A 12114-nucleotide genomic window follows, 5' to 3' on the forward strand; every position below is an offset into this window, starting at 1 on the left:
TCAAGACGGAAGCAAGTCAGGAATGCTTCTGGATGAGGCCGTAGACGATGTTCCGGTTGGCGCCGAACTGGACGCGCGCGTCGACGGCCGCCTTGCCCGCACTCTTACGGATGATGTTCCACATGTCCGCCTCCGAACGCAGCAACAGCGCCCAGTTCATGAAGGTCTCCATGTAGCCGTCGACGCCAATATCCTGGGCGAAATTGGCAAACAGGAAGACACCGTTCGGCTTCAGCATCTGCAGGCAGCGATGGGTAAGCTTGATGGCCACCTTGTCGGCAAGGTAATCGTAGAGTCCGGCAGCATAGATGAAGTCGAACTTGCCGAGCTTCTGATCGCGGCCGAGCAGGCTGCGAACGGAGCCATCCACGGCTTCGATGCAGGTGCCGCCGAAGTCGCGGCTGATCGAACCGACGCTGAGCGGATCCTGGTCGAGCGCCACCCAGCGCTTGATCCGGCGCTCCTCAAGCGCCACTGAGCGATTGGCTTCGCGCAGATGTCCGGCGGCAATCGTCAGAATTTCCGCCTGGGTACCGCGGCTGGCCGCGATCTCGTCGACGTGACGGGTCAGCAGGTCGCGACGCTCGCGCACCGCGACCGAAGAAGACGCGTCCTTGGTGTAATCATAGAGCGCTCGTCCGATGGGTGATGCCCGCTCGATCTCGTTGGCGACACTCGCATGGCCATAGATGAAGTCGAGCAATTGTGCGTCGCCCGAGTAGCCCCGGGGCTTTTCGAAGGACCACCGGGTGAACGGGTCCTGGAGGAAGTACTCCGATACCGGGTGCGCCTGGGCGATTGGGATCAGTTCCTGCCAAACGTTCGGGTGGAACTTGGCCCGGGTTTCATGAAGAGCGGCGGCAAGCCGGTCGATAATCTTCGCCGGCTCCGTTCCCTGCAGGAACTGCTCCTGCGCAATCCTGAGAATCACTGCGAGCTCGGCCCTACCGAGCGAGAGCTGTTCGTCGTGCCGCTCGCTCCTGGGCGAAACGAACTCATCGGCCATCGCCTTGGGAGTAATCAGGCTTTGACCGTCGAAAACCGTTTGAAATTGGCGCACGCAAGACCATCCGTTAATGCTTTGTTAACAATGGTCGCGAAGATGCGCGCATTACGGCTCGGTTTGCAAGTTTTTGTATATAATAAGGTAAATTCTCGTGTTTCCTCCCTTTGGGTCGCGCCTAATCCTGGGTGTTCCGGCCCCTTAATTTAACAAAACTTAATGGACACCTCCTATCATCCCACCCCGCACCACCCGCTTCTGTTGCAGGCCTGAAGCAGGTGGCAAGCATGGAGTGTCCGAAACAACGTCCATTGATGGAAAAGCGACGACCGTTTCCGTTGACCGTGACGCAACTCGATGGATCAGTGCATGAAGCACACGTTGGCCGACGTAGTTGACATCGACCTGCACAAGCAGCCGCACAGGCCGCAATTGGCTGAGCTTCAGACACTCTATCGAATGGAGGGCGAGGCTGGCCGGCGCGCGGCAACCAGGCAGGGCCTGTGGGTCGCGGTTGCCGTCTACCTGTTGTTTTTCGCGATCGACATCCTGCTGGTCCCCGATGTCGCGTTCTATACGATCCTCGCACGCCTCGTCGTCGGCATCAGCGCGCTCCTGTGTTTCGAGATCCTCTATCGCATCAAGGCGCGAACCAAGTGGCTCGACGGCACCTGCGCCGCGGCCCTAGTTTTCGGTTATATCGGCTGGCTCGTCCCCGCGATGACGACGGCGGACACGGCCAGCATGTCCTACTACATGATCTTCGGCGCGATCTTCATGATGGGCGCCAATCTCTTCTTCAGCTTCCGATTCCGCCTCTCGGTCGTCGCCTCCGGAATCGTGCTCACGACGTTCTTCGTCGCCCTGTCGTTCTTCTCCGAACACGATCCTGCCTATCTGATCGCGTTCGGGACCTTCTATGTTTCCTGTTTCGTCTTCACCTCCTACGTAAACTGGAAGCTCAACCGCGAGCGCTACAAGGTTTTCCTGAACGCCTTCGAGGCGAAGATCCAGCAGAACGAGGCGTCGGAACGCGGCATGGCGCTCCTACGGCTATCCAACACCGACCCCCTGACCGGCCTGGATAACCGCCGCGCCATCGACCAGCAACTGCGCGATTATTGGAACGATTGGCAGAAGCTCGGAAAGAGCTTCGCCGCCATGCTGATCGACGTGGATTTCTTCAAGAAATACAATGACTGCTACGGTCATCAGGAGGGCGATCGCTGCCTGGTTCTGGTGGCCAATGCGCTCGGCGAGGCGATCAAGGACTATAACGGTTCGATCGGCCGCTACGGCGGCGAAGAATTCATCGTCCTTGCCCGCCTGGACACCCTGGAACAGGCAGCCGAGCTGGCCGAGGTTATCTGCCGCACCGTCGAGAACATGCGGCTGGTGCATGAGCAGCGGCGCGACGGGGTCTCGATCGTGACCGTCAGCGTCGGCGCTGCCTTCACTCGCAACCAGACCGGCGCCAAGCTTGAGAAGATCATCCACGAGGCCGACCGTGCGCTTTATGCCGCCAAGGCGAGCGGCCGAAACTGCGCCAAGCTGTTCGACCCGAACGATCCGCAAAGCAGCGACGAAAGCGAGAACATTGCCGCGCTTCTGAAGATCGCGGTCGATCAGAATCTGGTATCGCTCGTTTACCAGCCGATCAGGAACGTGATGACCGGTGAAGTCGAGGCCGTCGAGGCGCTGATGCGCCTGACGATGCTGGACGGCACGTCGGTTCCGCCGAGCCTTTTCATTCCGGTTGCCGAGCGGACCGGCGCCATTCTCGACCTCGGCCGCTGGGCGATCAAGACCGTCTGCCGCGAGCTCCTCGTCGACAACCACGTTCCACTGGTCAGCGTCAACGTCTCGCCGATCCAGCTGAAGACCCCGGGCTTTGCAACTTCGGTCGCCGCGATCCTCGGCGAGACCGGCGTGGCCGGCAGCCGCCTTGCCTTCGAAATCACCGAAGGGCTGGAGATGGAGATGCACTCGGGCATCCTGCGCTGCATCAGCGACCTCGAGACCCTCGGCATCCGGATATGGCTGGATGACTTCGGCACGGGCTTTGCCGGCCTTTCCTGGCTGCGCCTGATCGATTTCGATACCGTGAAGATCGACCGGTCGTTCCTGCATGATTGCAACGCGCCGAAGGGTCGCGCCATGCTGCAGGACATCATCGGCCTGGTAAGAAACCGCGGCCACAAGATCCTGATCGAAGGCGTCGAGACCGACGAGCAACTGGCGCTGATGCGGCGCTTCCGGATCGACCAGGTCCAAGGTTTTCACGTCGGTCGCCCCGCACCGGCAGAGACCTTCCGCACGCCGCCGGACAAGCCGCGCATACCGCTCCGAAACGGCGCGCGATCCTAGAGTAGGCGGCTGCACCACGGTGCGCGCGCTGGATACAATCGAGGCACAACTTTAATACAGCCCGCCAATACATGTTGCGCTTTGGCCGGGTGGAGACGTAGGATACAGAAACTTACCTTACCGCCGGATACAATCTCACATTGACCATGGGGGCGCACATGGCCATGGAAAATCGGCAGGACGGCCGGGTCGAGCCGGCAACTGCCCCAGCCACCGATGCGGAAATTCTGGCGCAACTTGATCGAATTCGCCGCAGCGCCGAGTTCGACGCCCCGGAGCGTGACCGCAAATTCCTGACCTATGTCATCGAGGAAACGCTCGCGGGCCGGGGAGATCGCATCAAGGCCTATTCGATTGCAACCGAGGTCTTCGGCCGAGATTCCTCTTTCGACCCGCAGACGGATCCGGCGGTGCGGATCGAAGCAGGCCGCATTCGCCGGGCGCTGGAACGCTACTACCTCGTCGCCGGGCGAACCGACCCGATCATCATCAGCATTCCCAAGGGCGCCTACGTCCCGACCTTCGAACGACGCCTCGATGCGTGGCTCCCGTCCCGTAGGAGCGCCGACGAAAGCGTTGGACAGGATCCTTCCGCACTATCCTCCAGGCGAGGAACCTGGCTCGCAGCGGCCATTGTCTGCATCGGCGGCGGCCTGACAGCCGGTGCATTCCTCCTTCAGAAGGAAGACGATGCCGTTATCGGCATGCGGCCGGCGATCCCGAGGCTCGTCGTCATGCCCTTCGATGATCTCTCAGGCACCTCTCAGTCGGCGATGATGACGCGCGGGCTCACGGACGAGGTCGTCGGCAACTTGGCCAAGTTCAAGGAAATCACCGTCGCGACCCGTGATGAGGCCGGCGCCTCGCCGCAGGCGGGGCCGGCCTTTGCCCTGGTGGGCGGGGTCCGGTTCGACGGCGAAAGACTTCGGCTTGTGGCGAGACTCGTCCATCGATCCGATGGATCGGTGGTGTGGGCGAATACCTACGACGAACGGATGGAAGCCGGCAAAGCCATCGACCTGCAGGCAAGGACCGCAGCGGCTGTAGCCGGTGCGGTGGCACAACCCTATGGCGCCATTTTCCAGGCGAGTGCCAGCGCATTCAAGCAGTCGGTTCCCGATGGTTGGCAAGCCTATGCCTGCACCTTGAGCTACTACGACCACCGCGGCGACGTCAGTGCGCAAAGCCTGGCCACCGTTCAGGGGTGCCTGCAACAGGCGACCCGGCAGGTCCCGACCTACGCGACGGCCTGGGCGCTGCTGTCGATGACCTATATCGACGCCTTCCAGGTGCGCTTCGATGGTTCCTCATCGGCGACGCTGGAGCGGGCAACCGAAACGGCAGTCCGCGCCGTGGACTTGGATCCCCAGGACGTGCGGGCCCTTGAGGCGCGGATGCTTACCCTGTTCTTCCGTGGTAACGTCGATGCTGCCTTGGCCGTTGGCGCGCGCGCGCTTGCGATCAATCCCAACGACGCTGAACTCGCCGGCGAATACGGGTTCCGGCTGGCGCTGTCGGGCCAATGGGATTCCGGCTGCAAGCTTCTGTCGGAAACCGTCGCCCGCAACTCTGGCCCCGCCGGCTATTTCGAAGCGGCGCTCTCGGCCTGCTCCTACTTCGGGGGCGACTATGTCGCTGCCGAGCGATGGGCACGTATGGCGGATCTTCGCACCCATCCATTCTCCCGCATCACGCTTCTGGCCACCCTGGGCAAGCTTGGCAAAGGCGCTGAGGCCCAGGAAGAACGGAAATGGATCGAAACCAACCTGCCGGGCCTGCTTGAGGTTGTCCCCCAGGAGGCTGCTCTGAGGCTGCGCCGTCCGCAGGACCGGCAACAGCTTCTTGACGGTTTGCGCAAGGCGGGCGTACCGATTCCCGAATCCGAATTCGAGCAGGCGCGCACCGACAGCTCGATCCACTGACCGACCTGCGATCAGACCGGCCGCGGCGATTGCGATGCGTCGGGTTGCGGTTTTTCCCGCACCGTCTCCCCCTGCATCCAGACCATCAGCAGATCGTGGACGACACTGAGAACGATCGGCCCCAGGAAGAGGCCGATCAACCCGTAGGAAAGCGTCCCGCCAAGTACCCCCAGCAGAATGACCAGCGTCGGCGTCGAAAGCCCGCGGGCCACCAGGATCGGCTTCATCACATTGTCGATGACGAAGAGCGGGACCAGTAGAATTGTCATGAGCAGCGCCGGACCGAAATCCATCGTCACCCAGGCCCAGATGATCACTGGCAGCAGAACCAGCGCAGGGCCGATCTGGATGATGCAGAGAACAAGCACGACGAAGGCGATCGCACCGGGCGCCGGAACCTGAAACAGCCCGAGCACCAAGGCACAGAGAAACGCCTGCAACAACGCGACGCCGATGACGCCCCGTGCGACGTTTCGGATCGTCGCAGCCGCCAGACGCAGGAAGCCGATACCCCTGTCGCCACCGATCCTGCCGGAGAAGCGTTGTGCCATCTCCGCCAGCCGTTCCCCGGAGCCGAAGAGAAAGCCAGCCACGAGGACGGACACCACGAAGCTCAGCACCTCGGCGCCGATGCTCGCAATCTTGCCAAGCGCCTTGCTGCCCGCCTGCATCAGCGAAGGTTCGAGCTTGCGCAAGAGGGCTTCGAGATTGTCCGATGCCATGCTCCAGACCGCATGAACCCGTTCGCCGACGATCGGCCAGTCGCGAACATATTCCGGCGGTATCGGTACGGTCAGAGAACCGTCGGCAAGTTTTGCAAGCAGCGCCTGGAGCCCTTCGGCAAAGCTGACCGCAATCGCGGCCAATGGCGCGACGATGACGGCCAGACAGGCCAGCGTAATGAGAAATGATGCCAGCCGCCGCGAACCGAGAAGGCGGCCAAGCCGGGCATAAGCAGGATAGAGCGCGACGGCGAGGATTGCCGCCCATATGAGAATGATCGCGAATGGCGCGATCAGCGTCAGGGACCAATAGGCAAAAAGGCCGACAATGCCGATCCTGGCGATATCCGTAATTTTCGCCTCGAAGGACCGGGGACCGGTTGGCCCATCGCGAACCACGCCCGTTCGGGAGGAATCATCAGCCATTCTTACCCCTCACCGCTTCATGCGGCTATTCACCGCTTCGCTGCAGCTTCTCGACGGCCCCGCGTCCTGCGGAAACCAATAGAACTGGGCGCTGCCCCTGCAACCCAGATCGCCAGCATAGCTCCCCTCGTGCAACAGTCATGCGGATCCTAGGCCGGCGAGCACCGATCGGCAGTAACATACAGTAGCATACGTCATTCGGGCTTCCTCATCTGCAAGCCTCCTCTAGAGATACCAGTGAAAGACGGCAGCAAGAACGGAAGCTGCGACACGATCAAGTTCTGGTTGCAGCAGAAACAGCGTCGACAGGGGCTGTCACGCGCGCATGTTCAAGCGCTCGCGCGCCTCAGCCAACAAAGGGAGGCTGGATAGATGATCCGGAAAACGATCATCGCGCTCGGTAGCGCAGTGACGATACTGGTTTCAATGCCCATTACGTCTGTCATGGCGCAGCAGACGGCGAGCGCGCCGGCCGCTGAACAGCAGACAGCGCCGGAACCACTCAGCGACGACGAGCTCGAGATTTTGGTCGCCCGCATCGCGCTCTATCCGGACGAGCTGGTGGCGCTCATTTCCGCTGCCGCGCTCTATCCGCTGCAGATCGTCGAGGCGGAGCGGTTCCTGGAGGCACGCCAGAAGAAGCCCGACATGAAGCCGAAGGACGATTGGGACGGCAGCGTCATTTCGCTGCTCAACTACCCCCAGATCGTCAAGATGATGAGCGAAGACCTCGAGTGGACGCAGTCTTTCGGCGAGGCGATTGCCAATCAGCAGAAAGACGTGCTGATCGCCATACAGCAACTGCGCGACGAGGCCGTCGCCAAGAATATCATCAAGAGCGACGACAAGGTGAAGGTGGTCCAGGAAGGCGACAACGTCGTCATCCAGGCAGCCAACCCGGAAACGATCTACGTGCCGCAGTATCCGCCGGAGATGCTGTATGAACCCAACTACGCGCCGGCGCCGATCAGCTACTACGACGAACCCTATCCCGCCTATTGGTACCCGGGAGCAGCCTTCTTCGCCGGTGCAGTGACGGGTGCCGCCTTCGCGGCGATCGTCGACTGGGACGATTGGGGTGTCTGGGGCGGGCGCTGGAACGGCGGCGACGTCGACATCGACTGCAACAATTGCTTCAACAATATCAACGGCAAGGTGAAGTGGAACGACGTCGACTGGAAAAATGTCGATCGCAGCAAGATCAAGTTCGACCGCGACCAGCTTCAGCATTTCGACCGAAACAGCATCAAGAACAACATCAAGGCCGACGGCAACAACAACCTGCGCAACCGCGCCAACGAGATCAATCGCGATCGACCGAACGCGCGTCCGGGCGGCGGTGGCGGCGGCCAGATCAAGGACGTGCGCAAGAGCACGCTCGAAGGGCTGAAGGCGCAGCAGAGGCCGGCGGCGCGGCCGGGAGGCGGACAGGCAGCGGCGAAAGCGCGGCCCGGCGGCGGTCAGCCGAGCCTCAACCGTCCCGGTAACAAGCCTTCTCAGGTGAGCCGTCAGGGCGGCAAGAAGAAGATGGCCGCCAAGGCGCAGAACCGGCCGAACAAGCCGTCCGGCCTCGGCAACGTCAATCCCGGGCGGAGGGAAATCAACTCGTCACGCCGCGGTGGCCAGAGCATGGGCGGCGGCCAGCGCGGCGGCGGGAGGCCGCAGATGAGCCGCGGCGGCGGCAGGCCGCCGATGCACCGTGGCGGTGGCGGCGGGCGCGGCGGCGGCCGCAGGCGTTGACCGGATCACAGGAGAACGACCATGACCAAGCTCTTCAATCCGCTTCTCCTGGCATCGGTTCTGGCGTTGGCCACCGTGCCGTTCAACGCTTCCTTGGCGCAGACAAAGGCGCCAGCGGAGCAGGCACCAACCGATCAGATGGCGGCCGGCCTCGATGCCTATGCGGCCGACGAGGATCCACCGGTCTTCGATGATCCCGCCAAGGCGGTCGACGAATTCAAGGCGAAGCTCGCCGCCAATGACTTCGCCGGTCTGGCAAAACTACTGGGGCTCAATGCCGAGAAGCTGAAGGCCGGTGAAGGGGCGATGGATACCTTCGCGCTCATTCGCGAAGGTGCCGCCCGCAACGTCGTCGTACGCGACCTCGAGGGACGCAAGATCATCCAGATCGGCGACCGGCTGTGGCCCTTGCCCTTCCCGCTCACCAAGGGCGAGGACGGCAAATGGGCCTTCGACACCTATGTCGGGCTCGAGGAGATCCTCAATCGCCGCGTCGGCGAGAACGAGCTCGAGGCGATCGATACGGTACAGGCCTATGTCGACGCCCAGCAGGAATATGCCTCGCGGGATCGCGACGCCGACGGCGTCCTCGAATATGCGCAGAAACTGATCAGCACGCCGGGCCAGACCGACGGGCTCTACTGGCCGGCCGATCAGGGCGACGGCGAAAGCCCGGTCGGCGACGCGATCAGCGAAGCGGCGTTGGAAAAGGCGAAGGCCGGCCAGGGCTATTTCGGCTACCGTTTCCGCATTCTGACATCGCAGGGCGACAACATTGCCGGCGGCCGCTATGACTATGTCATCAACGGCAACATGATCGGCGGTTTCGCGTTGATCGCCTGGCCGGTCAGCTATGCCGAAACCGGCGTCAAGACCTTCGTCGTCAACCAGCAGGGCATCGTCTACGAACGCGATCTCGGGCCCAGCACCGAAGAGATCGTGCCCTTCATCGATCGTTTCAATCCCGACGACAAATGGGACGTCGTACCCGATTGAGCGGCGGTTCCGCTGACGCTGACTTCCGAGGCCGGATTTGCCGCCGCGCTGCGGGGCGAGCGCCGCGGCGATCGCAGGGGTGTCCGGTGCCGGCTGTTGCACAGGACGTTTCGGCTGCTTAGGCCGCGGCTTGTCCGATTCTCAGAGGCATCTGCAGGGACGCGCGATAGCGCGTCGGCTGGACATGGCCGGCCGTCAAGGATGCCCCCTCCGGAAAATGCGTCCTCACCCGATGGGCGACATTGGCAAGGCCGATGCCGAGGCCCTGGCCTGTCCTGCCGGAGGCGGTCGACGCGGCAACATCGTTTTCAACCGACAGATTGAGCGTCTCTCCGACCCGGGCCGCATGGATGTGAATTTCAACCTCACCGGCTGAACGGCCGACGCCCTGCTTCACCGCGTTCTCGACCAAGGGCTGCACAGGATCAGACTTGGGACCATGGCCCCTCGAGTTCGGGAGGAATATCGATACGAACGATCATTCGATCCGAAAACCGTTCTTTCTCGATGTCGAGGTACTCTTTCTGCAAAGCCATTTCGTCGGCGAGCCGCAATTCGCGCATCGGATCGAGCTGAACCTCGAAGAATTTCGCGTGGATGATATCCGCTGGCGTTTGATCCCTAAAACGCGGAAAAGCCCGCAGGTTTTCACCTTGCGGGCCTTGTTTCTGTTTTGCTTTGTTGGCAACAAAAAACCCGCCATGACGGCGGGTGTCTTTAGGAGATTTGGTTGCGGGGGCAGGATTTGAACCTGCGGCCTTCAGGTTATGAGCCTGACGAGCTACCGGGCTGCTCCACCCCGCGTCATCCAGGTAAACCGCTTTGCGGTTTATCCGATCAGCGCAAATCCCTATGGGATTTGTCGCGGTAGCGTAAACCGCTTTGCGGTTTATGCTTTTGTCCGGTCCGGGTTTTGCGCAGCAAAATCCCGTTTGTTTTCTGATCGTATCGAATCAAAAAGGCCGCTTGTTGGCGGCCCTTGGTTTCGGCGGGGCCGAAGTGAGTGTCGAGAAGGAGATCTTTGTTTTGCCGCTGCCTTGTCCTTCTCGGCTTTGCCTCGAAGGGGAGCGGCGTTTCCGGTTTTTATCTTGCGTTTTGCAGACCTGGCAGCGACCTACTCTCCCGCGTCTTAAGACGAAGTACCATCGGCGCTGGGGCGTTTCACGGCCGTGTTCGGAATGGGAACGGGTGCAGCCACCCCGCCAGAACCACCAGGTCGGCAAAGCGCAAGATTTGCCTTGCGGGCAAACCGGAATGAGAAGCTGGTTGAAGTTTTCACTTCATTTGTTTTGAACACGTCTTTGCGTCTTATCCGGACAACTCCAGCAGCCGGCAAAGCCGAGCCGCCAGTCGTCTGGCGCGCCGTCCGCAGCGAAGGCCGAAGGCCGACAGCGTGAGGACGTCTATAGCATCATCAAACTTGTTTGATGAACACAAGCAATGGGAACGATCAAGCCGATCGAACGATTAGTACTGGTAAGCTTCATGCGTTGCCGCACTTCCACACCCAGCCTATCAACGTGGTCGTCTTCCACGGTTCTCAAGGGAATACTCGTTTTCAGGTTGGTTTCCCGCTTAGATGCCTTCAGCGGTTATCCATTCCATATATAGCTACCCTGCTATGCCCTTGGCAGGACAACAGGTCCACCAGAGATATGTCCATCCCGGTCCTCTCGTACTAGGGACAGATCCTGTCAATATTCCTACACCCACGGCAGATAGGGACCGAACTGTCTCACGACGTTCTGAACCCAGCTCACGTACCGCTTTAATTGGCGAACAGCCAAACCCTTGGGACCTGCTCCAGCCCCAGGATGCGATGAGCCGACATCGAGGTGCCAAACAACCCCGTCGATATGGACTCTTGGGGGTCATCAGCCTGTTATCCCCGGCGTACCTTTTATCCGTTGAGCGATGGCCCTTCCACGCGGGACCACCGGATCACTATGACCGACTTTCGTCTCTGCTCGACTTGTCAGTCTCGCAGTCAGGCGGGCTTATGCCATTGCACTCGACGACCGATTTCCGACCGGTCTGAGCCCACCATCGCGCGCCTCCGTTACTCTTTCGGAGGCGACCGCCCCAGTCAAACTACCCACCATACACTGTCCCGGATCCGGATGACGGACCGCGGTTAGACATCCATGACGATAAGGGTGGTATTTCAAGGATGGCTCCACAAGAACTGGCGTCCCTGCTTCAAAGCCTACCACCTATCCTACACATGCCGACACGAATGCCAGTGTAAAGCTATAGTAAAGGTGCACGGGGTCTTTCCGTCTGACCGCAGGAACCCCGCATCTTCACGGGGAATTCAATTTCACTGAGTCTATGCTGGAGACAGCGGGGAAGTCGTTACGCCATTCGTGCAGGTCGGAACTTACCCGACAAGGAATTTCGCTACCTTAGGACCGTTATAGTTACGGCCGCCGTTTACTGGGGCTTCGATTCAGAGCTTGCACCCCTCCTCTTAACCTTCCAGCACCGGGCAGGCGTCAGACCCTATACGTCGTCTTGCGACTTCGCAGAGCCCTGTGTTTTTGATAAACAGTCGCTACCCCCTGGTCTGTGCCACCCCAAAAGACTTGCGTCCATTGGGGTCACGCTTCTTCCGAAGTTACGCGTGCAATTTGCCGAGTTCCTTCAGCATAGTTCTCTCAAGCGCCTTGGTATACTCTACCTGACCACCTGTGTCGGTTTCGGGTACGGTCTATAATGGTGGAGCTATTTCCTGGAACCGCGTCCCCGCCTGGACAATCCAATAAGTCCAAACAAGTTAAGCGATCCGTCACTACCACCAGGCCCACGAATATTAACGTGGTTCCCATCGACTACGCGTGTCCGCCTCGTCTTAGGGGCCGGCTAACCCTGCTCAGATTAACTTTAAGCAGGAACCCTTGGTCTTTCGGCGAGAGGGTCTCTCACCCTCTTTATCGTT

The 12114-nt window shown here is 60.7% G+C and carries 8 protein-coding genes, 1 tRNA gene and 2 rRNA genes (1 of these 11 cut by a window edge); 6 read left to right on the forward strand and 5 right to left on the reverse strand.

Annotated features, from left to right (window positions below):
* Nucleotides 1-16: 16 nt before the first annotated feature.
* The gene (locus AC1Z3V_RS15410) at nucleotides 17-1060 is read right to left on the reverse strand and encodes a class I SAM-dependent methyltransferase (protein WP_483500190.1); all 1044 of its coding nucleotides are present in this window, start codon (nucleotides 1058-1060) and stop codon (nucleotides 17-19) included.
* Between the two features lie 312 nt (nucleotides 1061-1372).
* Between AC1Z3V_RS15410 and AC1Z3V_RS15415 the strand changes: the two genes are divergently transcribed.
* Nucleotides 1373-3370 carry a putative bifunctional diguanylate cyclase/phosphodiesterase gene (locus AC1Z3V_RS15415; protein ID WP_483500192.1) on the forward strand — a complete coding sequence of 666 codons (1998 nt, stop codon included), beginning with the start codon at nucleotides 1373-1375 and terminating at the stop codon, nucleotides 3368-3370.
* A 158-nt stretch (nucleotides 3371-3528) separates the two neighbouring features.
* Nucleotides 3529-5292 carry a hypothetical protein gene (locus AC1Z3V_RS15420; RefSeq protein WP_483500193.1) on the forward strand — a complete coding sequence of 588 codons (1764 nt, stop codon included), beginning with the start codon at nucleotides 3529-3531 and terminating at the stop codon, nucleotides 5290-5292.
* Nucleotides 5293-5303: 11 nt separating this feature from the next.
* Here the strand turns inward: AC1Z3V_RS15420 and AC1Z3V_RS15425 are convergent, their stop codons facing one another.
* Nucleotides 5304-6440, reverse strand: a complete 1137-nt coding sequence (locus tag AC1Z3V_RS15425; protein ID WP_483500194.1) for an AI-2E family transporter — start codon at nucleotides 6438-6440, stop codon at nucleotides 5304-5306.
* Nucleotides 6441-6866: 426 nt separating this feature from the next.
* Here AC1Z3V_RS15425 and AC1Z3V_RS15430 point away from each other — a divergent pair, with 426 nt between their 5' ends.
* The 4 genes from AC1Z3V_RS15430 (at nucleotide 6867) to AC1Z3V_RS15445 (ending at nucleotide 9925) form a co-directional block, all read left to right on the forward strand.
* Nucleotides 6867-8180 carry a DUF3300 domain-containing protein gene (locus AC1Z3V_RS15430; protein WP_483504092.1) on the forward strand — a complete coding sequence of 438 codons (1314 nt, stop codon included), beginning with the start codon at nucleotides 6867-6869 and terminating at the stop codon, nucleotides 8178-8180.
* A gap of 21 nt (nucleotides 8181-8201) precedes the next feature.
* The gene (locus AC1Z3V_RS15435; protein ID WP_483500196.1) at nucleotides 8202-9176 is read left to right on the forward strand and encodes a DUF2950 domain-containing protein; all 975 of its coding nucleotides are present in this window, start codon (nucleotides 8202-8204) and stop codon (nucleotides 9174-9176) included.
* A gap of 232 nt (nucleotides 9177-9408) precedes the next feature.
* Entirely contained in the window at nucleotides 9409-9552 is a 144-nt protein-coding gene (locus AC1Z3V_RS15440; protein WP_483500198.1) for a hypothetical protein, read from the forward strand.
* A gap of 55 nt (nucleotides 9553-9607) precedes the next feature.
* Complete coding sequence (locus AC1Z3V_RS15445; RefSeq protein ID WP_483500200.1) at nucleotides 9608-9925, forward strand: hypothetical protein; 318 nt, start codon at nucleotides 9608-9610, stop codon at nucleotides 9923-9925.
* Here AC1Z3V_RS15445 and AC1Z3V_RS15450 read toward each other — a convergent pair.
* From AC1Z3V_RS15450 to AC1Z3V_RS15460, 3 genes are all read right to left on the reverse strand, one after another.
* Nucleotides 9904-9980: transfer RNA gene (locus AC1Z3V_RS15450), tRNA-Met, on the reverse strand. The two genes, AC1Z3V_RS15445 and AC1Z3V_RS15450, sit on opposite strands and share 22 nt — an antisense overlap.
* A gap of 297 nt (nucleotides 9981-10277) precedes the next feature.
* A 5S ribosomal RNA gene (rrf, locus tag AC1Z3V_RS15455) occupies nucleotides 10278-10392 on the reverse strand.
* Nucleotides 10393-10622: 230 nt separating this feature from the next.
* Nucleotides 10623-12114 (reverse strand): 23S ribosomal RNA (locus tag AC1Z3V_RS15460); it runs 1305 nt beyond the window's last position.

The organism is Ensifer sp. 38_S197 (assembly GCF_056924495.1).

What these genes read in the sequence shown, in the direction of transcription:
- AC1Z3V_RS15415 (WP_483500192.1), top strand. Translation starts at nt 1,373, where the DNA reads ATGAAGCACACGTTGGCCGACGTAGTTGACATCGACCTGCACAAGCAG.
- AC1Z3V_RS15420 (WP_483500193.1), top strand. Translation starts at nt 3,529, where the DNA reads ATGGCCATGGAAAATCGGCAGGACGGCCGGGTCGAGCCGGCAACTGCC.
- AC1Z3V_RS15425 (WP_483500194.1), bottom strand. Translation starts at nt 6,440, where the DNA reads ATGGCTGATGATTCCTCCCGAACGGGCGTGGTTCGCGATGGGCCAACC.
- AC1Z3V_RS15430 (WP_483504092.1), top strand. Translation starts at nt 6,867, where the DNA reads ATGCCCATTACGTCTGTCATGGCGCAGCAGACGGCGAGCGCGCCGGCC.
- AC1Z3V_RS15435 (WP_483500196.1), top strand. Translation starts at nt 8,202, where the DNA reads ATGACCAAGCTCTTCAATCCGCTTCTCCTGGCATCGGTTCTGGCGTTG.
- AC1Z3V_RS15440 (WP_483500198.1), top strand. Translation starts at nt 9,409, where the DNA reads ATGGGCGACATTGGCAAGGCCGATGCCGAGGCCCTGGCCTGTCCTGCC.